Annotated in this window: 14 protein-coding genes; 10 read left to right on the top strand and 4 right to left on the bottom strand. The window is 68.8% G+C overall.

Annotated features, from left to right (window positions below; all coding sequences use genetic code 11):
• Positions 1 to 6: 6 nt before the first annotated feature.
• A complete protein-coding gene (locus BDK89_RS16480) occupies positions 7 to 1,374 on the bottom strand; it encodes an ammonium transporter (protein ID WP_133869992.1) in 1,368 nt (455 codons plus the stop codon).
• 322 nt (positions 1,375 to 1,696) lie between these two features.
• Positions 1,697 to 1,966: a helix-turn-helix domain-containing protein gene (locus BDK89_RS16475; RefSeq protein WP_133869991.1), complete on the bottom strand. Its 270-nt coding sequence runs from the start codon at positions 1,964 to 1,966 to the stop codon at positions 1,697 to 1,699.
• Positions 1,967 to 2,094: 128 nt separating this feature from the next.
• Between BDK89_RS16475 and BDK89_RS16470 the strand changes: the two genes are divergently transcribed.
• From BDK89_RS16470 to BDK89_RS16460, 3 genes are all read left to right on the top strand, one after another.
• The gene (locus tag BDK89_RS16470) at positions 2,095 to 3,330 is read left to right on the top strand and encodes an acyl-CoA dehydrogenase family protein (RefSeq protein WP_133869990.1); all 1,236 of its coding nucleotides are present in this window, start codon (positions 2,095 to 2,097) and stop codon (positions 3,328 to 3,330) included.
• Positions 3,331 to 3,528: 198 nt separating this feature from the next.
• Positions 3,529 to 4,308 carry an ABC transporter ATP-binding protein gene (locus BDK89_RS16465; RefSeq protein WP_133869989.1) on the top strand — a complete coding sequence of 260 codons (780 nt, stop codon included), beginning with the start codon at positions 3,529 to 3,531 and terminating at the stop codon, positions 4,306 to 4,308.
• Between the two features lies 1 nt (position 4,309).
• A complete protein-coding gene (locus BDK89_RS16460; RefSeq protein ID WP_133869988.1) occupies positions 4,310 to 6,847 on the top strand; it encodes an ABC transporter permease in 2,538 nt (845 codons plus the stop codon).
• 97 nt (positions 6,848 to 6,944) lie between these two features.
• Here BDK89_RS16460 and BDK89_RS16455 read toward each other — a convergent pair whose 3' ends face one another.
• Both BDK89_RS16455 and BDK89_RS16450 read right to left on the bottom strand, forming a co-directional pair.
• Entirely contained in the window at positions 6,945 to 8,180 is a 1,236-nt protein-coding gene (locus tag BDK89_RS16455; RefSeq protein ID WP_133869987.1) for a cytochrome P450, read from the bottom strand.
• Positions 8,181 to 8,185: 5 nt separating this feature from the next.
• Entirely contained in the window at positions 8,186 to 8,800 is a 615-nt protein-coding gene (locus BDK89_RS16450; RefSeq protein WP_133869986.1) for a winged helix-turn-helix domain-containing protein, read from the bottom strand.
• 81 nt (positions 8,801 to 8,881) lie between these two features.
• On the opposite strand from BDK89_RS16450, the gene BDK89_RS16445 reads away from it, so the two are divergent.
• The 7 genes from BDK89_RS16445 to BDK89_RS16410 all read left to right on the top strand — a co-directional run bounded on the left by BDK89_RS16445 (position 8,882) and on the right by BDK89_RS16410 (position 20,637).
• Entirely contained in the window at positions 8,882 to 10,264 is a 1,383-nt protein-coding gene (locus tag BDK89_RS16445; protein WP_166657637.1) for an MFS transporter, read from the top strand.
• 36 nt (positions 10,265 to 10,300) lie between these two features.
• Positions 10,301 to 13,645, top strand: a complete 3,345-nt coding sequence (locus BDK89_RS16435) for a transglutaminase family protein (RefSeq protein ID WP_133869983.1) — start codon at positions 10,301 to 10,303, stop codon at positions 13,643 to 13,645.
• 247 nt (positions 13,646 to 13,892) lie between these two features.
• Positions 13,893 to 14,897: a zinc-binding metallopeptidase family protein gene (locus BDK89_RS16430; RefSeq protein WP_133869982.1), complete on the top strand. Its 1,005-nt coding sequence runs from the start codon at positions 13,893 to 13,895 to the stop codon at positions 14,895 to 14,897.
• 146 nt (positions 14,898 to 15,043) lie between these two features.
• Positions 15,044 to 16,558 (top strand): circularly permuted type 2 ATP-grasp protein, encoded by a 1,515-nt coding sequence (locus BDK89_RS16425; RefSeq protein WP_243839196.1) that lies wholly within the window; start codon positions 15,044 to 15,046, stop codon positions 16,556 to 16,558.
• Entirely contained in the window at positions 16,558 to 17,505 is a 948-nt protein-coding gene (locus tag BDK89_RS16420) for an alpha-E domain-containing protein (protein WP_133869981.1), read from the top strand. The genes BDK89_RS16425 and BDK89_RS16420 overlap by 1 nt, the downstream gene beginning before the upstream one ends.
• A 49-nt stretch (positions 17,506 to 17,554) precedes the next feature.
• Positions 17,555 to 19,759 (top strand): circularly permuted type 2 ATP-grasp protein, encoded by a 2,205-nt coding sequence (locus BDK89_RS16415; RefSeq protein WP_133869980.1) that lies wholly within the window; start codon positions 17,555 to 17,557, stop codon positions 19,757 to 19,759.
• Positions 19,760 to 19,773: 14 nt separating this feature from the next.
• Positions 19,774 to 20,637, top strand: coding sequence for a transglutaminase family protein (locus BDK89_RS16410; protein ID WP_133869979.1), 864 nt, complete (start codon positions 19,774 to 19,776; stop codon positions 20,635 to 20,637).
• Positions 20,638 to 20,692: the final 55 nt, after the last annotated feature.

The raw sequence follows: 20,692 nt of genomic DNA, 5'->3' as shown, positions 1-20,692 counted from the left end.
CGTCGATCAGACGCTGACCGTGTCGCCCGAGTAGCCGGCGAGGCCGTGCTCGAGGACGTCGAGGCCCTCGATCTCTTCCTCGGCGCTGACCCGGAGACCGATGGTCGACTTGATGGCGAAGAACAGGGCGCCCGTGGTCACGGCGACCCAGACGAGGATGATGACGAGCATCAGGGCCTGCATGAGCAGCTGATCGATGCCGCCGCCGTAGAGCAGGCCGGCGTCCTCGCGGCCGAGGAAGGCGTCGTCGTACTTGGCGAACAGACCGATCGACAGCAGGCCCCAGGCGCCGCACACGCCGTGCACCGAGATGGCGCCGACCGGGTCGTCGATCTTGATCTTGTCGAAGAAGAAGACCGAGAAGACCACGAGGACGCCGCCGATGCCGCCGATGATGAAGGCGGGGAGCGGGTCGACCGTGCCACACGGAGCGGTGATGGCGACCAGGCCGGCGAGCACGCCGTTGCCGATCATGGCGACGTCGGGCTTGCCGGCGACCAACCAGATCGTGATCGTGCAGAACAGGCCACCGGCCACGGCGGCGAGCATCGTGTTCACACCGACGGTCATGACGAACTCGTCAGCAGCGAGCTCCGAGCCGGGGTTGAAGCCGAACCAGCCGAGCCACAGGATGAACACACCGACGATGGCGAACGGGATGTTGTGGCCAGGGATCGCACGAGGCTTGCCGTCGGCGTCGTAGCGGCCGATGCGGGGTCCGAGGAACAGGGCGCCCATGAAGGCGGCGATGCCACCGGTCATGTGGACGATGCCGGAACCGGCGAAGTCGGAGTAGACCGCGTCGCCGACGCTCATGCCGGCGATCCAGCCGCCACCCCAGGTCCAGTGGACGACGACGGGGTAGATGATGGCGCACATCACGGTGGAGAAGATGAGGTACGAGCTGAACTTCGTCCGCTCTGCCATGGCGCCGGAGGCGATGGTCACGGCCGTGGCGGCGAAGACCGCCTGGAAGAAGAACGACGTCGCGTTGCTCAGGCCGCCCTCGGCGGGGATGAGCAGATCGGCGTCGGACAAGAAGAACTGCCCGGAGCCGATGAAGTCACCTCCGTCGGGGCCGAACGCGAAGGCCCAACCGACGGCGAACCATGCGGTGATGCCGACGATGGCGTCCGCCATGTTCTTGGCAAAGATGTTGACGACGTTCTTCGCTCGGGTCAGACCGGCTTCGACGAGAGCGAAGCCTGCCTGCATGAAGAACACCAGGATGCCGGCGATGAACACCCAGATGTTGTCCAGGTAGGCCTGGGTGTCGGGTCCGTCCTGGGCAAAGACCGACGAGGGAGCGATTGCCACGAAAGCGGCGACGCCACCCAGGCCGGAGATGATTCGAAGCGCACGTTTGTTGCGCACGAGGTCCTCCTCGGGGTTTGGTGGGGATTGATAGGGGCAATCCGGCGAGGGCCTCGTTGCCAGCCGGATCGGTCGGCAAGTTAGAACCGCGTCATTTCTGCAACGTCCGAGCAATGTTTCGTCTGTGTGACCAGTTCGTCCGGGTGCGCAATGTCGGACGGATGAGGTCAGACCCCAACCGACAGCGCGATCGAGCGCGCGAGCGTCGGGGCGAGTCGGTTGGGGTCTGACCTCATCCGACGGGGCGCGGCACCGCCGCAGCCCGAGGGGGTGGCTGCGGCGGTGGAGCGCTCTCTGGTGAGAGGGCGGGAGGCGGGTGGTGTCAGGCGACGAGCATCCAGCCGCGTCGCCGCACGGTTCGCACACGGTCGGCGCCGATCGAACGGCGGATGCCGACGATCAGGGAGTCGCAGCGGCGCGCGCTCAGGTCGGCGATCCCGGCCCGGCGGGCCAGCTCGGCCCGACTCAGGACCCGCCCGGCGTTGGTTTCCAGCACTTGGTACACGGCCCGCTCCTGCGGAGTCAGATGCTCGAGGGGGTGAGGATCCGTCTGCCGACGTTCGGGTGAACTCACAGGAGCGGGCCGTGCCATGACGACGATGCAACTCCCGCAACGTCACAGCGAGGTTCGATCGGTGTGAACGTCGTGTGAACGGCGCCGCCGGGCGGTGCACCGACCTGACTTGACCCGCGGGTCAAGTGGAGTGGCAGAATGGGGACATGGATCTGACGTACCCCGCCGAGGCCGAGGAATTCCGCACCGAGATTCGTGCGTGGCTCGAGGAGAACCTGCCCGATGGCTGGTTCGACGACGGCTTCGAGATGACCGACGAGGAACGCAAGCAGTTCAACCAGGAATGGCCCCAGAAACTCTTCGAGGGCGGCTGGATCTGCGCCACCTGGCCGAGCGAATACGGCGGCAAGGGCCTCAGCACGATGCAGGGCGTCGCGCTCGCCGAGGAGTTCGCCCGTGCCAAGGCCCCGATGCGCGGCGACTTCTTCGGCGACACCCTCGTCGGACCCACCCTGTTGCAGTGGGGCACCGAGGAACAGAAGCAGGAGTTCCTGCCCGGGATCCTCAAGGGCCAGACCAGCTGGTGCCAGGGCTTCTCCGAGCCCAACTCGGGCTCCGACCTCGCGTCGCTGAAGACGACGGCCGTGCTCGACGGTGACCAGTGGGTCATCAACGGTCAGAAGGTGTGGACCACGCAGGGCCATCACGCCGACTACTGCTTCCTGCTCACCCGCACCGATCCCGACGCCCCGAAGCACGCCGGCATCTCCTACATCCTCGTGCCGATGAAGCAGGAGGGTGTCGAGGTCCGCGGCATCACCCAGCCCGACGGCACCGCCGAGTTCTGCGAGGTCTTCTTCACCGACGCCAAGGCGCCGAAGGAGAACGTAGTCGGCGGCGTCAACAACGGCTGGAAGGTCGCCAACTCGACGCTGGCGTTCGAGCGGGGCCAGTCGGCCACGACCGGCTATCGCCGCTTCGAGGAGGAGTACCGCCTCATGGTCGAGGCCGCCACGGCGAACGGCACGATCGACGATCCCGGCATCCGCCAGCGCCTGATGCAGTACTACACGAAGATCCAGATCCTCCGCATCAACGGGCTCCGCAACCTGACCACCGCCGTCACGGGCAAGAAGGACATGGGCACGGTCGTGCTCGGCGCCACGAACAAGATGTTCTGGTCGGAGATGCACAAGGCAGCGATGGAGCTCGCGCTCGACATCTGGGGCGCCGAGTCGATGCTGGTCGATGCCGGACCCGAGTCGGGGTCGTGGCCGGGTGCCGGACGCGACAAGCGGCGCGACGGCTACCCGGTCAGCCCGATGATGTCCGCGTTCTTCTTCTCCCGCTCGGAGACGATCTGGGGTGGCACCAGCCAGATCCAGCGCAACATCGTCGGTGAACGCGTCCTCGGCCTCCCCAAAGAACCCAAGCCCGCCTGACCGACCAGCCGGGTCGGGTGTCGGACGATGTCGGTTGATGTCTGACATCAACCGACTCGGTGGTGGTGCTGTCAGGTCGTGATCGGTCGGTTGATGTCAGACATCAACCGACCGGTGTCGACGGTGGGGGAAACCCCACCTCGGGGGCACCGGGTGACGCCATTCACCCGGTGAGCGGGCATCCGTACCGTCGACGGTATGGACACCCAGCACGCAGCCGCACTCCTCGATCCTCCGTCACCGGTCCCTCCTCGGGCGCCTGCCGCCCGCGTTCGCGGCGCCGTCAAGCGCTACGGACGTGGCGACACCGCCGTCACTGCGCTCGACCACGTCGACCTCGACGTCCCTGCCGGTCGCTTCACCGCGGTCATGGGGCCGTCGGGCAGCGGCAAGTCGACGCTGATGCACTGCCTCGCCGGCCTCGACACGCTCACAGCCGGCAGCGTCCACCTCGGTGACGTCGAACTCGGCTCGCTGAGCGACCGCGAACTCACCCGGGTCCGACGGGAACGGATCGGTTTCGTGTTCCAGTCGTTCAACCTCGTGCCGACCCTGACGGCTCGGGAGAACATCGTCCTCCCGTCGAGCCTTGCGGGGCGCAAGCCCGACGCCGACTGGTTCGAGCAGGTCGTGCGCACCGTCGGCCTCGGTGATCGGCTCCGGCATCGACCCTCCGAACTGTCGGGCGGCCAGCAGCAGCGCGTCGCCGTCGCCCGGGCGCTCGTGTCGCGCCCGGAGGTCGTGTTCGCCGACGAACCGACCGGCAACCTCGACAGCCGGTCGGGCACCGAGATCCTCGAGTTCATGCGATCGGCGGTGCGCGGCATCGGCCAGACCATCGTGATGGTCACCCACGATCCTGCGGCGGCGTCGTACGCGGACTCCGTCGTGTTCCTCGCGGACGGCCGCATCGTCGACTCGATCGACGAACCCACCGCGGAGCGAGTCCTCGATCACATGAAGCGGATCGGAGCCTGACATGCACTCGCTCGTGTTCCACAACATCCGGTCCCACAAGCGGCGGGCGCTGGCAGCCGGCGTGGCGGTCGTGATCGGCATCGCGTTCCTCACGGCAACGCTCCTGCTCGGCAACGCGATGACCCGCGGCATCGATGATCTCTTCGCCGAGGGGTACTCGGGCACCGATGTCGAGGTCCGCTCGACCGAGGTGATCGCGAGCGGTGAGCGCGACATCGCCGCGACGATCGACGAGGCGCTCGTCGACGAACTGGCGGCAGCGGACGGAGTCGCCGCCGCACTGCCGGTCGTCGAGGGCATCGCGCAGATCGTCGGATCCGACGACGAACCGATCGGTGGCAACGGCCCACCGACCATGGGCGTGAACTGGGTCGACTCCGACCGCAACCCGTACGTCGTCGTCGACGGGCGCGCCCCGGTCGCCCCCGGCGAGGTCGTGATCGACAGCGGCGCCGCCGACACCGGCGAGCTCGCCGTCGGCGACGCCACGACCGTGCGCGTGCCCGAACCGGTGGCGGTGACCGTCGTCGGGATCGCCGAGCTCGGCTCGGGCGAACAACTCGGTGGTGTCACGTTCGCATGGTTCGACACTCCGACTGCTCAGTCGCTGCTCCTCGGTGACCCCGACGGTCTCTACGCCGTCGATCTGCAGGCCGAGCCCGGCGTGTCCGCCGAGGAGCTCCGATCGACGATCGCCGGCTCCCTGCCCGCCGATCTCGAGGCGCTGACCCGACAGGAGCTGATCGACGAGGAGATGGCGGCGTTGGAGGCCGACTTCCTCGGCTTCTTCAAGACGTTCCTGCTCGCGTTCGCCGGCATCGCCCTGCTCGTGGCGACGTTCAGCATCCACAACACGTTCGCGATCGTGGTCGCCCAGCGCACCCGCGAGACCGCCTTGCTGCGGGCGATCGGCGCCTCCCGCCGCCAGGTGCTCACCGGCGTCGCAGCCGAGGCGCTCACGATTGGCACGCTCTCGGCCGTGGTCGGCCTGGGTGTCGGCGTCGGGCTGGCGATCGGCCTCAACGCTCTGCTGGGCGCCCTCGGTGCCGGCATCCCGACGGCCGGGCTCGGCCTCACCGTGGGTGTCGCACTGACGGCGCTCGTGATCGGTGTCGTCGTCACCCTGGTCGCGGCGATCGCTCCGGCGCTCAAGGCCAGCAAGGTCGCCCCGATCGCTGCGCTGCGAGAGGCCGCCATCGACCAGTCGGGGAGTTCGGTCGTGCGGGCGATCGCCGGCGCCGCCGTCACCCTGGCGGGTGCAGCCATGCTCGTGTTCTCCACCGACATCGGGTCGTCGCCGATGCAGATCGCCGCACTCGGCGGGCTCGGCGTCTTCGTCGGTGTGATCCTGCTCGGCCCGGTCGTGGCGCGTCTCGCCGCCGCCGTGATCGGCGCGCCGGTCGCTGCGCTGCGCGGGCAGAACGGGGTGCTGGCGCGACGGAACGCGATGCGCAACCCGAAGCGGACGTCGGGAACGGCGTCCGCGCTGATGATCGGCACGGCCGTCGTCGCACTGTTCGCCTCGCTCGGCACCTCGATCAAGGCATCGCTCGGCGACTTGATCGACGAGTCGTTCGGCGGCGATCTGGTGATCACACCCGAAGGCTTCTCCGGCGCCGGTCTGAGTCCGGCGATGTCGGCAGAGATCGCCGAGGTGCCGGGGGTCGAGTCGATCGCCCGCCTGTCGGTCGCGGCGATGCTGATCGACGGTCGCAACGACGAACCGCTCGCCACCGATTTCGAACAACTCGCCGGGGTCGCCGACCTCGACGTCGTCGAGGGCGACCTCGCCTCGATCGGTGACGGTGGGTTCGCCGTCGGTGTCGACTACGCCGAGGCGTACGGCCTCGCACTCGGCGACGAGCTCACGGCCCGGTTCCTCGACGGGTCGACCGAGCCGCTCACGGTCGGGGCCGTCTACGCCAACGACGATCTGATGGGCGACAACATCGTCGACGCCCGGGTGTGGGAGCGGCACGCCGCCACGCCCGAGGACATCGTGGTGATGATCGACATCGCCGATGGGGCGTCGCTCGCTGCAGTGCGCGCCGACGTGCAGACCGTGGTCGACGGGTACGGCAGTCCGCTGCTCCAGGACAGCGACGAGTACCTCGAGGCACAGGGCGAACAGATCGACCAGATGCTCGGCCTCGTGTACGGCCTGCTCGGGCTGGCCGTGGTGATCGCCCTCGTCGGGATCGCCAACACCTTGTCACTGAGCATTCACGAACGGACTCGGGAGATCGGGTTGCTGCGGGCGGTCGGTCAGACCCGGGCGGCGGTTCGATCGACCGTGCGGTGGGAGAGCGTCATCATCGCCGTGTTCGGCACGGTCGGCGGCCTCGCACTCGGCACCACGATCTGTTGGGGTCTGATCCGGGCGATCGCGGCGACGGAGGGTTTCGGCACGTTCGCCCCGTCGGTCACCACGCTGGTGGTCGTGCTGGTCGTGGCGATGGTCGCCGGTGTCGTGGCGGCGCTCCGACCGGCCGGTCGAGCCGCCCGCCTCGACGTCCTCGACGCCATCAGCAGCGACTGACGCTCAGCACGGACCTGTTCAGTCGGATGAGGTCAGACCCCATCCGACGGACCGTGAACGAGACCTGACCTGCCTGCTCGTCGGATGGGGTCTGACCTCATCCGACGTCGAGGTGGAGGGACTCGAGGCCTCGGATGACGAAGGTGGGGTGGTAGGTCGGGTCGTCGACGAGGGCGACGTCGGGGAAGCGGCGGGCGATGGCCTCGACCGACACCGCCACCTCGACGCGGGCGAGCGGGGCGCCGATGCAGAAGTGGATGCCGCCGCCGAATCCGATGTGTTTGGTGTCGCCCCGCCCGACGTCGAAACGGTCGGGGTCGGCGAATCGGTCGGGGTCGCGCTGGGCGCAGCCGAACAGCATCGCCACCTCGTCGCCGCGTTCGAGTGGCCGGCCGGCGATCGTGACGTCGTCGTCGAGGACGTACCGGTCGAACAGCTGGGTCGGCGAGTCCCACCGCAGCATCTCCTCGACCGCGTCGGCCGGGTCGACCTCGCCACTCGTGACCCGGCGCCACTGGTCGGGGTGATGCAGCATCGCCCGCATCCCGTTGCCGAGGGTGTTGACCGTCGCCTCGTGCCCGGCTTCGAGCAGCACCATCGTGGTGGAGGTGATCTCGGGCACGGTCAGGGTGTCGTCGTCGTCCTCGACCCGAACCAGTTCGGACAGCAGCAGGTCGTCCGGTTCGTGGCGCTTGCGGTCGATCAGCGCGTGTACGTACTCGATGAACTCGCCGGCCGCCTCGTCCGCCGCGACACGTTGTTCGTCGGTGGCGTGGAGCTCGTACATCTTGACGATCGCGTGCGACCAGTCGAGGAGTCGTTGCGTGTCACTGTCGGGCACGCCGAGCATGGCGCAGATCACCCCGACCGAATACGGCTGGGCGTAGTCGGCGATCAGGTCGATCGTGCCGCGTTCGGCGCAGCGGTCGAGCAGCTCGGTCGCCCGTCGTTCGATCGTCGGCCTGAGCGCGTTGACCGATCGTTGGGTGAACACCTTCGAGACGAGGCGACGCAGACGAGTGTGGTCGGGTGGTTCGAGCGCCAGGAGCGACCAGGCTTCGTGCTCGTGGAAACGCGCCCATCGCGGATCGGGTTCGGGGCGTCCGAACTCGGCGTGGTCGAACGACTGGGTGTAGTTCCGGCCGAGCCGCCGGTCGCGCAGTGTCGCATGGACGTCGGCGAACCGGGTGATCAGCCACTGTCCGCTCCGCGGGTCGCGCCCGATCGGCATCGCAGCTCGCAGCGCCGCGAAGTCGGGGTACGGGTCGGCGATGAAGGCCGGGTCGTCGGGGCGGAAGTGCCGTTCGATCAGCTCGTCGTGGTTCGCCGTCATCGCGGTCAGGTGGTTTCGGGGAACACGGCGATGAAGACGCTCGTGCGGATCGCTTCGGGGTCGTCGTCGGGGAGGTCGGAGTCGAACTCGCCGATCACCTCGCGCAGCCGTGACAGGAGCTCGTCGCGACGTTCGGGCGAGTAGTGGCCGGTGCCGAGCGACAGGATCGAGTGTTCGTCGTTGGTGTCGGAGCGCAGTGAGTTGCCGTGCTCGACCTCGCGTTGGAACTGCAGCTTCGCCACGTCGAACAATGCGCCGAGCGCTGCGGCGAGTTCGGCCTTGTCGGCCGAGGTGAACAGGTGGTCGGCGATGCCGAACGACTTGGCGGTCACCTGATAGCGGCGCTCGGTCACGGCGGCGACTCGACGCGTCGCGACGACGCGGATGAAGCCGAGATCTTCCAGGCGGTTGATGTGGTGATAGAGGCGAGTGACCGGCATGTCGAGCTGCTCGGCGACCTCGGCGACGGTTCTCGGTTGCTTGAGGGAGCGAAGGATGCGCGACCGCATCGGATGGGTGAGCTCGCCCAGCAGGCCGAGGTCGTCGAGGTCGAGTTTGTCGACCGGGTCGCCCGCATCGGGTTGCGGTTCCCAGGTCGAGTCGAGGTCGTCGTCGCTCACCGTCTCCAGGGTAGTGGGACCGTCGATCCGTTCACCGGCCGTGAATGTTCATTCAGGAGACTTGAATTATATGGTTCAATCGTGTTGAATGACGACATGGATGGCATGCACGCCTCGGCCGGACACGACACGCCGGCACGTCCGCCGCTCGGACACCGATTCCTGATCGTGTGGTTCGGCCAGACGGTCTCGGCGATCGGCAGCACCGTGTCGGGTGTCGGTGTCGCCGTCTGGGTGTTCCTCGAGACCGGCAGTGCGACGTGGCTCGGCCTCCTGACCGCACTCACCGCGCTCCCGGCCCTGCTCACCAGCCCGCTGCTCCCACTCGTCGACCGGTTCCCGCGACGACCCGTGATCGTCGGCGCCGACACCTTCGCCGCCACCGGCACGTCGATCGCCCTGGTGGTCGCACTGACGGGACAGCTCCAGGTGTGGCACCTCGCCGTTGCCGGCTTCGTCGCCGGCGTCGGCTCGGCGCTCCAGTATCCGGCGTTCCAGGCGGCCGTGCCGACGCTGGTGGTGCCGGAGGCGCTCGGCAGGGCGAACGGCCTCAACCAGCTCGGTCCGGCGGTCGGCGTCGTGATCGGTCCGATCATCGCCACGCCGCTGGTGGCGTGGCAGGGCATCACCGCCGTCCTGATCGTCGACGTTGCGACCTTCCTGGTCGCCATGGGATGCACCCTCGCCGTCCGCTTCGGCGATCGCCGCAACGCTCCCGACGCCACCGACGACGGCAGTTGGAGACCGGCACTGCGCTGGCTCTCGACCGATGGGCGACCGCTCCTCGTGCTGCTCGTCGCGATGGCGACGACGAACTTCTTCCTCGCGTTCTTCAACGTCGCCATGATCGGCCTGGCCACGACGGTGTTCGGCGCCGCCCGGTCCGGTCTCGTGTTCGCCGTCGGTGGCGTCGCCATGCTCATGGGCAGCCTCGTGCTGGGTCGCCGAGGCGTGCCCGACCGGCGGGGCCGCGCGCTCTTCCTCGGGCTGAGTGGCGTCGCCGGCGGTTGTGCGATCCTCGCCGCCCGGCCCTCGGCGGGGGTGCTGATCGTCGGCGCGGCCTGCGTCCTCGCCGTCGTGCCGCTCGTCAGCTCGACCGTCGCGACGATCTACCACGAACGGGTGCCCTCGTCGATGCAGGGGCGGGTGTTCGGCGTGCGCGCCGCCGTCAGCCGGGCGCTCGACCCGATCGGCGCGGCCCTGTCCGGGGTCGTCATCACCCGCCTCGCCGAGCCGGCGATGCGAGACGGCGGTTGGGGTGCCGACACGATCGGCCGGGTGATCGGCAGCGGCGCCGAACGCGGTCCGGCGCTCGTGCTCGTCCTGGTCGCGATCGCGATGGGTGGTGTCGCCTGGTGGGTGCGCACGACCGTCGGCGCGTCGCTCGACCGGGCCGACGCGACGACGGGCGACGCATCCGTCGACCCCACGGTCGAGGCCGTCGCTGCGCCCACCACCGCCTGACGCCTCCGCGGGCGGACCGCTACGCTCGGCGCGGACATGGGAATTCACGTCGGCATCGAGCACCGCACCACCTATCGGTTCGATCGGCTGACGACGATCCATCCACACGTGCTCCGGCTGAGGCCGGCACCGCACTCGCGGACCCCGATCGTCTCGTACAGCCTTCGCGTCGAACCCGAGGATCACTTCGTCAACTGGCAACAGGACCCGTTCGGGAACTATCTCGCCCGGTTCGTCTTCCCCGAGCCGGCTCGAGAACTCGACGTCACGGTCGACCTCGTGGCCGACATGACCGTGATCAATCCGTTCGACTTCTTCGTCGAGGAGTCGGCCGAGCACTACCCGTTCGAGTACGAGCCGGAGGTGCGGCGCGACCTCGAGCCGTATCTCCGCCCGGCCACCGACGACGACCCGGTGTTCGACCGCTGGATGACCGGGGTGCGTCACCGCGACGACGGCACCGGCATTGCCGACTTCCTCGTCGACATCAACCAGCGCCTGTACGGCGACATCGAGTACTCGATCCGGATGGAGCCGGGCGTCCAATCACCGACGCAGACCCTCGAGCGGGGGATCGGCTCGTGCCGCGACACCGGCTGGCTGCTCGTCGAAGCGCTGCGCCGCCTCGGACTCGCCGCCCGCTTCGTCTCGGGGTATCTCGTTCAGCTGACGTCCGACCAGGCGGCACTCGACGGCCCCGACGGACCATCGGCCGACTTCACCGACCTGCATGCGTGGGCCGAGGTGTACGTGCCCGGCGCCGGCTGGATCGGTCTCGACCCGACATCCGGTCTGTTCGCGGGCGAAGGGCACATCCCGCTCGCCTGCACACCCCACCCGTCCTCGGCGGCGCCGATCACCGGGTCGACCAGCCCGTGCGAGACCGAGTTCTCGTTCTCGAACGTCGTCCGGCGGGTGCGTGAAGACCCGCGGGTGACCCTGCCGTACACACCCGACCAGTGGGCGAGCATCGGTCGGCTCGGCCGCCGCGTCGACGCCCGGCTCACGGCCGACGACGTCCGCCTCACCATGGGCGGAGAGCCGACGTTCGTGTCGATCGACGACATGGACGGCGCCGAGTGGAACGTCGCCGCCGACGGCACGGCGAAGCGTGCGTTGGCGCTCGACCTGGCCGAGCGGCTGCGCGAACGGTTCGGGTTCGGTGGTCTGATCCAACACGGCCAGGGCAAGTGGTACCCCGGCGAGCCGCTGCCGCGGTGGCAGATCGACATCGTGTGGCGCAACGACGGCGAGCCGTTGTGGCGCCGGCCGGAGCTGCTCGCCGACCCGAACACGCCCGGCGAGGCCACGCTCGACGACGTCGCAGCGTTCGCGAACGCCGTCGCCGATCGATTCGGCATCGACGGGGTCGTCGCCGCGTACGAGGATCCGGTCGATCAGGCCTGGGCCGAGGCCCGCCTCCCGGCCGGTGACCCGCCCGTCGCCGACGTCGACGTCGACGCCGACGACGATGCCGACGATGCGACCGACAGTGATCCGGCCGACGCGAGGCGCGCCCTGATCGAGCAACTGTCGGGCGACGCCGGTCGACCGACGGGATTCGTCGTGCCGCTGCACGAGTCGGTCGACGGTGACGGCTGGGGCACGACCACGTGGCATCTGCGGCGCGGTCGGCTGTATCTGATCCCCGGCGACTCGCCGATCGGACTCCGGCTCCCGATCGACTCGCTGTCGTGGGCGCCGCACCCCCCGACGTTCGAACGGTCGCCGTTCGAGGAACGCGACGAGCTGCCCGCGCCCGGATCACTCCCGCAGCCCGCCGGCCACGTCGAACGCCACCGGTGCCCACCGACGTCGATCGGGTTCGAGCGACGCGACGGGCACGTCGCCGTCTTCCTGCCGCCGATCGAACACGCCGAGCACTCGATCGAGCTGCTCGCCGTCGTCGAGGACGTCGCCGCCGACCTCGACCAGCCGGTGGTCGTCCAGGGATATGGACTGCCCCGCGACCCGCGCCTCGGATCGCTCACGGTCACGCCCGACCCCGGCGTGATCGAGGTCAACGTCCAGCCGAGTTCGTCGTGGGACGAACTGACCGAGGTCGTCGAGACGCTGTACGACGAGGCGCGGCTGACCCGGCTCGGCACGGAGAAGTTCGCGCTCGACGGCACGCACACCGGCACGGGCGGCGGTAACCACGTGACCCTCGGCGGCCGGACCCCGGCCGACAGCCCGCTGCTCCGCCGCCCCGACCTGCTGCGCAGCCTGGTCACCTATTGGCAGCACCACCCGTCGCTCAGCTACCTCTTCTCGGGCCAGTTCATCGGCCCCACCAGTCAGGCGCCGCGCGTCGACGAGGGGCGTGCCGACAACATCTACGAGTTGGAGATCGCCTTCGCGGAGCTCCAGCGGCTCATCGACCAGGACGACGAGCAGACCGCCGACGAGATCGACACCCCGAGCGACGATCCCGGCGGGTCGGCGCCGGCGTGGATGGTCGACCGGTTGGTGCGTCACCTGCTGGTCGACCTCACCGGCAACACCCATCGAGCCGAGTTCTGTGTCGACAAGCTGTTCAGTCCCGACAGCGAACGAGGTCGGCTCGGCATCCTCGAACTGCGGGCGTTCGAGATGCCGCCACATCCCCAGATGGCGCTCGTGCAGTCACTGCTCGTCCGGTCGATCGTGTCACGCATGTGGCGTGACCCGTATCGGGGACGGCTCGTGCGATGGGGGACCGATCTGTACGACCGGTTCATGCTGCCCTGGTTCGTGCGCGCCGACATCCACGACGTCGTCGACGACCTCCGGGCGCACGGGTTGCCGTTCGACGAATCGTGGCTCGACCCGTTCCTCGAGTTCCGGTTCCCACTCATCGGCGAGGCGACCGTGTCGGGCGTACACCTCGAGCTGCGCCGTGCGATCGAACCGTGGCACGTGTTGGGCGAAGAGGTGTCGGGTGGCGGGACGGCTCGCTACGTCGACTCGTCGGTCGAACGGTTGCAGCTCCGGGTCGACGACGTGCTGCCCGAACGCCACGTGATCACCTGCAACGGGGTGCCGGTACCGCTGCAGCCGACGACGACGCCCGGGACCGCTGTGGCCGGGATCAGGTTCAAGGCGTGGGCGCCGTGGTCGGCGCTGCACCCGACCATCGGTGTGCACGCACCGCTCGTGTTCGACGTCGTCGACCGGTGGAGCGAGCGGTCGCTCGGTGGGTGCACGTACGACGTGTCGCACCCGGGCGGCCGGAACTACGACACGTTCCCGGTCAACGCCGCCGAAGCAGAGGCGCGCCGTGCCGCACGCTTCCGTCGGCAGGGCCACCAACCCGGCCGTGTCGACATCGAACACATCGACCGCCTCCTCGCCACCATGCCGAGGGAGTACCCGAGAACCCTCGACCTCCGCAGGTACTGAACAGATGGGGTCAGGCACCTTCTGTTCGACAACCGCTCGGGTTCATCGAGTCCGTTCCAACAGAAGGTGCCTGACCCCATCTGTTCTGTTCGACAACCGCTCGGGTTCATCGAGTCCGTTCCAACAGAAGGTGCCTGACCCCATCTGTTCTGTTCGACAACCGCTCGGGTTCATCGAGTCCGTTCCAACAGAAGGTGCCTGACCTCATCTGTTTGGGCTCGGTGTTCCATGGGTACGGTCATCGGTCGTGGAGGCTTTTCGATGTGCGGTGTGCGGGGCGCTGGTCTTCTTCGACAACTCCCAATGCCTGACGTGTGGGTCGTCGCTCGGATACCTGCGCCGTGATCGGTCGGTCGTCACGCTGACCGACACCGACACCTACCGCTACTGCGCCAACCACGAGGTGGCGCGCTGCAACTGGCTCATCGACGCCTCCAGCCCCGACGCGCTGTGCGACAGCTGCTCGCTCACCTCGGTCCGACCGAACGACGACGACCTCGATGCCCTGGTCGCGTTCGCCGACGCCGAGACCGCCAAGCGTCGCCTGATCTCGCAGCTCGACGCGATCGGACTGCCGATCGTGTCACGCACCGTCGACCCCGACGCCGGACTCACCTTCGAGTTGCTGTCGTCGCGTGGCCGTTCGGTCACGACCGGACACCAGGGCGGTGTGATCACCCTCGACCTGTCCGAATCCGACGACGCCCATCGAGAGTTCGTCCGTCAGCAGCTCGGCGAGCCGTACCGCACGGTGCTCGGTCACCTCCGCCACGAGATCGGCCACTACTACTGGCCGACCCTGATCGAGACGTCGGGCATGCTCGACGAGTTCCGTGACCTGTTCGGCGACGAGCGGGCTTCGTACGAGGACGCGCTGTCGCAGCACTACGGCGACGCCGGTCCGCAGGCCGACTGGGCCGAGACCCACGTCAGCCAGTACGCGACCATGCACCCGTGGGAGGACTGGGCCGAGACCTTCGCCCACTACCTCCACATCCTCGGTGGTCTCGAGACCGCCGACGCGTTCGGTCTCGACGTCGGCGAACCCGCCCGCTCGGCCGGTGCCGGCGCCTGGGCGAGCACCACGAGCGTGTCGATCGGTCCGATGATCGGACGCTGGCTCGGCGTGACGTTCGCGCTCAACGCGATGTCGCGATCGATCGGCCAGAACGACCTGTATCCGTTCGTGCTGTCGCCCACGGCGGTGTCGAAGCTCGACGTCGTCCACCGTGCCGTCGGCACGGCGGCGTGACGCGATGTGACGTGATGTGACGTGATGTGACGTGACGTTGGCGTGACGTCGACGTGACGTGATCCCGATGCCGGCCGCTCCCGGGGCGGTGTGTCGGCAGTGTGAACAAACACGGCCCCCGATGACAGCGAGGTGACGACTGACCTATGGTCGAAATGCAGATGGACGAACTGATCGATCCGAACGGCGCTCCACGGCCGTTGGCGAGTGCGGTGATGGACCTCATCGCCCGCCTCGGCGAGGACGAACTCCGCGCCCGCCAGGAGCTGGCCGAACTCGACATCCAGACGATGGGGATCACGTTCACCGTGTATTCCGACGGTCAGAACATCGACCGGTCGTGGCCGTTCGACATCATCCCTCGCATCATCGAAGGCAGTGAGTGGGATCGGATCTCGCTCGGGTTGCAGCAGCGTCTGGTGGCGCTCAACCGGTTCATCGACGACCTGTACAACGACCAGCGGATCATCGCCGACGGGGTGTTCCCCGCCGACCTGCTCGACCAGTCGGTCAACTACCGGCCCCAGCTGCGTGGCTTCAGCCCGAAGTTCGGGGTATGGGCCCACATCTCCGGCAGCGACCTCGTTCGGGACGACGACGGTGAGATGTACGTGCTCGAGGACAATCTGCGGGTGCCGTCCGGTGTCAGCTACGTCGTCGAGAACCGCGGCGTGGCGAAGCGGGCGTTCGCCGAGTTGTTCGAACGGCAGCGCATCCGCCCCGTCGACGGCTACACCGACGAACTCAACCGGCTCCTCACCTCGCTGGCGCCCGACGGTTGCGACGACCCACAGATCGCGGTGCTGACGCCCGGCATCTTCAACTCGGCGTACTTCGAGCACTCGTTCCTCGCCGAGCGGATGGGTGCCGAACTGGTCGAGGGTGCCGACCTCGTCGTCGGCGACGACGACTTCGTCTACATGAAGACGATCGAGGGGCTCGAACGCGTCGACGTCATCTATCGGCGGATCGACGACCTGTTCCTCGACCCCGACGTGTTCCGGGAGGACTCGCTCCTCGGTGTGCCGGGCCTCATCCGTTCGTGGCAGGCCGGCAAGGTTGCCTTGGCCAACGCGCCCGGCGCCGGCGTCGCCGACGACAAGGTCGTCTACGCCTGGGTCCCCGACATGATCCGCTACTACCTCGGCGAAGAACCGATCGTCGCGAACGTGCCGACGTACCGGACGATGTACGAGGACGAGCGGCGCCATGTGATCGACAACATCGGCGACCTCGTGCTGAAGCCCGCCAACGAGAGCGGCGGGTACGGGATCCTCATCGGCAGCCGGGCAACCAAGGACGAACTCGACGAGGCCGTTCGGGCGATCGAGGCCGACCCGCGCAACTGGGTCGCGCAGCCGATCCTGTCACTGTCGACGGTGCCGACGCTCGTCGACGAGGGGGTCGAGGGTCGACACGTCGATCTGCGACCCTTCGTCCTGACCGGTGAGACGAGCTACGTCACCCCGGGCGGTCTGACCCGCGTCGCGCTGCGCAAGGACTCGCTGATCGTCAACTCGTCGCAGGGCGGCGGGAGCAAGGACACCTGGATCGTCGACGGTCGGTACGGATCGATGTACGACTCGTCACCGCCCGACTCGCCGCCACGGTCGTCCCAGTCACAGTCGCAATCCCAGACGCAGCGAGGGGAGGACGGCTGATGGTGCTGCTCGCCCGCACCGCCGACCGCCTCTACTGGGGTGCGCGCTACGTCGAGCGCGCCGAGGACACGGCCCGTATCGTCCGCGCCTACAACGATCTCGTCGTCGATTATCCGAGTGACGAACTGCTCCGGTGGGACCCGTTGGCCGCGATCCACGGCGCCGCCGTCGACATCGAGCACCCGGCGGACGACCCGGCCGGCGAGCGCGCGGTGTTGCGGCTGCTGATCGAGGATCGAGCCAACACGTCGAGCATCGCGTCGTCGGTCACCGCCGCCCGCGCCAACCTGCGCACCACGCGCGAGGTGCTCCCGCGCGAGGCCTGGCAGGCCGTCAACCAGCTCGCCCAGTACGTCGACTCCACGGCATCCGCTGCGATCGAGCGCCAGTTACGCGACCGGTTCCTGCTCCGTGTCGTCGAGATCAGCCGCCGCCTCGACGGCGTGCTCGAGTCGACCATGACTCGCGCCAACCCCTACCGCATGCTCCGGCTCGGCCGACTCGTCGAACGGGCCGACATGACGACCCGTGTTCTCGGGGTTGCGGCTGCCGGCATCTTGTACATGGAGCGCTCCGACGACGCACAGCAAGTGAACGAGGAGGTCCGCTGGATGAACGTCCTGCGGTCGGTGTCGGCGCTCCAGATGTACCAACGGCGGGTGCGCGGGCCGATCGACGCCATGACCGCCGTCGACTTCCTGCTCAACTACTCGTCGTTCCCGCGCTCGGTGCGAGGGTGCCTCGACGAGATCCGATCGGTGCTCGTGTCGCTGCCGGCCCCGCAGCCCGTGCTCGTCGCGCTGGACGAGGCCGAGGCGACACTGGCCACGATCGACCTCGACGGAGCGGAGGCCGAACGCCTCGACTCGGCGATGGACCGGGTGCAGCAGGCGATCGCCACCATCGACCAGGCGATCCACGACCGATTCGTCGGCACGATCGACTGACGCGACGGGCATCGCTCCGGGGGCGTCGGTGTGCGACGCTGTGGGCACCATGTCCACCGCACTCGGCCGAGGGGCCCCCATCCTGCACCCGACCGGCGACCTCCGCCGGCGCCTGCTCGACCCCGACTCGCTCGCGGCGCGTCAGGCGCGCGCCGACCGCCTGCTCGCGGCGGAAGGCGCCGGTCATCTCGTGCACGACCTGCCCGTTCGAGCCGACGGGCGCACCGCGTCGCTCGAGAGTCGCCCGTGGCGGATCGACCCGATCCCGCTGGTGCTCGACGCCGGGACGTTCCAGTGGTTGTCGCTGTGTGTCGCCGAGCGGATGGAGGCCCTCGAGGCCGTGGTCCGCGATCTGTACGGCCCACGCTCGCTCGTCGCCGAGCGGGTCGTGCCGGCGGAGGCGCTGGCGTCGACGGGGCGGTACCGGGTCGACGCCGTCGGCTCGACGCCGCGGCGCTGGATCACGACGTACGCCGTCGATGTCGTCCTCGACGCCGACGGGATGTGGTGGCACGTCCAGGATCTCGTCGACGCCCCGCCCGGACTCGGGTACGCGCTGCTCGACCGGTCGGTGATGACCCGGGTGCTGCCCGACCTGTCGGCTCGGGCCGACGTCGTGAGCCTGGCCCGGTTCCCGTCGCGGTTGCTGCGTGCGCTCGCCGCGACGTCGACGGTCGACAGCCCGCGAACGGTCGTGTACTCGGCCGGCATCGATCACCCGTCGTACGTCGACCACTCGTACTTGGCGGTGCAACTCGGCGTCAACCTCGTCGAGGGCGCCGACCTGGTCGTCCGTCAGCGGAAGGTCTGGCTGCGCACCCTCGACGGGCTGGAACCGGTCGACGTGCTGTACCGGCGGGTCGAGGACCCGAGACTCGACCCGCTCGCCGTGGCTGCCCTGGGCAACGTCGGCGTGCCCGGTCTGCTGCTCGCCGAACGTGCCGGCGGTGTCTCGCTCGCCAACGCGCACGGCGCCGGGGTCGTCGAGGACCCTGCAATCGTTCCCTTCGTCCGTGCGGCGATCGATCGGCTCGCTCCGCTCACCCAGACCCTGCCCGAGTACGACGGGTCCGTGCCGACGCTCGCGTCGGTCCCATTGGCTCCCGGTTCGATCTCGCCCGACCTCGACCAGACGTCGTCGGTCGTCCGCCTGTTCGCCGTGCACGACGGCGAACGGGTGCACGTCCTGCCCGGTGGCACCGGGCGCGTGCTCGCCCCGGGCGACGATCCGGCCGAGCCGACGGCGTGCACCGCCAAGGACGTCTGGGTGCTCGGTTGGACGCCGGCTCCGGTCGTCGAACCGCCGCGACTGCCCCAGGTCGACTTCGGCCGATCCGTCCCGACCCGTGCCGCCGATGCCCTCTACTGGACCAACCGGGCGGCCGAGCGCGCCGAGGCGATGGCCCGCACGATGCGGGTCATCTCGGCGCGGCTCGAGCAGGACCCGGGCTTGGCGACGATGAGCAGCGGGGCGTGGTGCGAACGGATTGGTTCCATGACCGACCGGGTGATCCGCCGCCCGGTCGGCGACCCGCTGGGGGGCGGCCCCGAGCTGAGCACCCGGCTGTCCGAGGTCGGCGACGCGGTCGCCGCCGAGATCGGCGCACTGCTCGCGGAGGCGACGACCGTTCGCGAGTTCTTGTCGGTCACGACCGGGCGGGTGTTGTCGCACCTCGCAGAGTTGCGTTCGTCGCTCCAACGTCACGTGACCGTCGTCGACGATCTGGACGCCGTGCTCGCCGACTTCGCGGCGATCGCCGGCCTCTGGCAGGAGAGCACGGTTCGCGGTCCGGCGTGGCGGATCGGCGACACCGGCCGGCGTCTCGAACGGTGCCTCGTCGTGCTCGACCTGCTCGAGGGAGCGCTCGATCTCGACAGGCAACGTCCCGACACCGTCGCACCGGTCCTCGAGGTGCTGCTGGCGGCGAACGACAGCCTGGTCGCGTACCGCCGCCGGCACCGCAGCGAGATCGAGCCCGAACTCGCCGTGCGCCTGTTGGTGAACGACCAGTCCAACCCCCGCTCGCTGGCGGCGTCGATCGATCGGCTCGCCGAACACGTCGACGACGGCGAGAACGCGCTCGGCGAGCGCTTCGTCGAGTCGGCGAGGGCGTGCCTGCTGCTGCCGCCCGACCGGATGATCCCCGAGTTGCGCGAACTGATCGAATCCGCCGGGACGGGGATGGTCGGACGCTGGTTCTCGACGCCGGTCGACCCGATCCCGATGACGTTCGACGGGCCGGGCACGACGTGACGACGTACCGGGTCGTGCATCGCACCAGCTACGAGTACGGCGCGACGATGACCGACGGCTATTCGGTCGCGTGCCTGGCGCCGCGCGACACCGAATGGCAAACCGTGCGTCGGGCCGAGATCGACGTCGACCCCGACGTGCCCGAGATCGATCGGTTCCTCGACGCGTTCGGGAACCGTCAGTACCAGTTCGGTGTCCACGAGCCCCACGATCGCCTGGTGATCACCGCCGAGAGCGAGGTCGACATCGCGACGCGGCCCGACCCGGTCGACGCGACCCCGTGGGACGAGGTGGTCGCCCGACTCGCCGTCGAGACGGGCGCCGTCGCGCTCGAGACGGGCTGGTTCCGTTCGTCGTCGTCACTCGTCGACCTGGAAGCGCTCGCCGGTCCGCTCGGCAGGTTGACCCGTCACGTCTTTCGGCCCGGTCGTGGCATCGTCGATGCTGCCCGAGCGCTCTGTCACGAGATCTACACGACCTTCGACTTCGACCCGCATTTCAGCACGGTGTCGACCCCGCTGGTCGAGGTGCTCGCCGAGCGCCGCGGTGTGTGTCAGGACTTCGCGCACCTGACGATCGGCTGCCTGCGGTCGCTCGGGCTGGCCGCCGGGTACGTGAGCGGCTACATCGAGACCGTGCCGCCGCCCGGTCAGGAGAAGCTGATCGGTGCCGATGCGTCACACGCGTGGTGCTCGGTCTGGACGCCGGAGGCCGGATGGGTGTCGTTCGATCCGACGAACGATCATCTGCCCGCCAACGACCACGTGACGGTCGCCTGGGGGCGTGACTACGCCGACGTCATGCCGGTCCGTGGCGTCATGATCGGACCGGCAGCGACGCAGACCCTCGACGTCGCCGTCGACGTCCAACGCCTCTGACCGGCCGCGCCCCGCAACATCGTCGGTCCGGGTGTGACTTGTGTCGGATGGGGAA

It is taken from the genome of Ilumatobacter fluminis (assembly GCF_004364865.1).
GTDB lineage: Bacteria > Actinomycetota > Acidimicrobiia > Acidimicrobiales > Ilumatobacteraceae > Ilumatobacter > Ilumatobacter fluminis.
Note: the sequence above shows the minus strand (reverse complement) of the source record. Positions and strands in the feature narration are given on the sequence as shown.

Excerpts from the sequence above, each read along its gene's own strand:
- BDK89_RS16475 (WP_133869991.1), bottom strand. The coding sequence starts at position 1,966 with ATGGCACGGCCCGCTCCTGTGAGTTCACCCGAACGTCGGCAGACGGAT.
- BDK89_RS16470 (WP_133869990.1), top strand. The coding sequence starts at position 2,095 with ATGGATCTGACGTACCCCGCCGAGGCCGAGGAATTCCGCACCGAGATT.
- BDK89_RS16465 (WP_133869989.1), top strand. The coding sequence starts at position 3,529 with ATGGACACCCAGCACGCAGCCGCACTCCTCGATCCTCCGTCACCGGTC.
- BDK89_RS16460 (WP_133869988.1), top strand. The coding sequence starts at position 4,310 with ATGCACTCGCTCGTGTTCCACAACATCCGGTCCCACAAGCGGCGGGCG.
- BDK89_RS16455 (WP_133869987.1), bottom strand. The coding sequence starts at position 8,180 with ATGACGGCGAACCACGACGAGCTGATCGAACGGCACTTCCGCCCCGAC.
- BDK89_RS16435 (WP_133869983.1), top strand. The coding sequence starts at position 10,301 with ATGGGAATTCACGTCGGCATCGAGCACCGCACCACCTATCGGTTCGAT.
- BDK89_RS16425 (WP_243839196.1), top strand. The coding sequence starts at position 15,044 with ATGGTCGAAATGCAGATGGACGAACTGATCGATCCGAACGGCGCTCCA.
- BDK89_RS16420 (WP_133869981.1), top strand. The coding sequence starts at position 16,558 with ATGGTGCTGCTCGCCCGCACCGCCGACCGCCTCTACTGGGGTGCGCGC.
- BDK89_RS16415 (WP_133869980.1), top strand. The coding sequence starts at position 17,555 with ATGTCCACCGCACTCGGCCGAGGGGCCCCCATCCTGCACCCGACCGGC.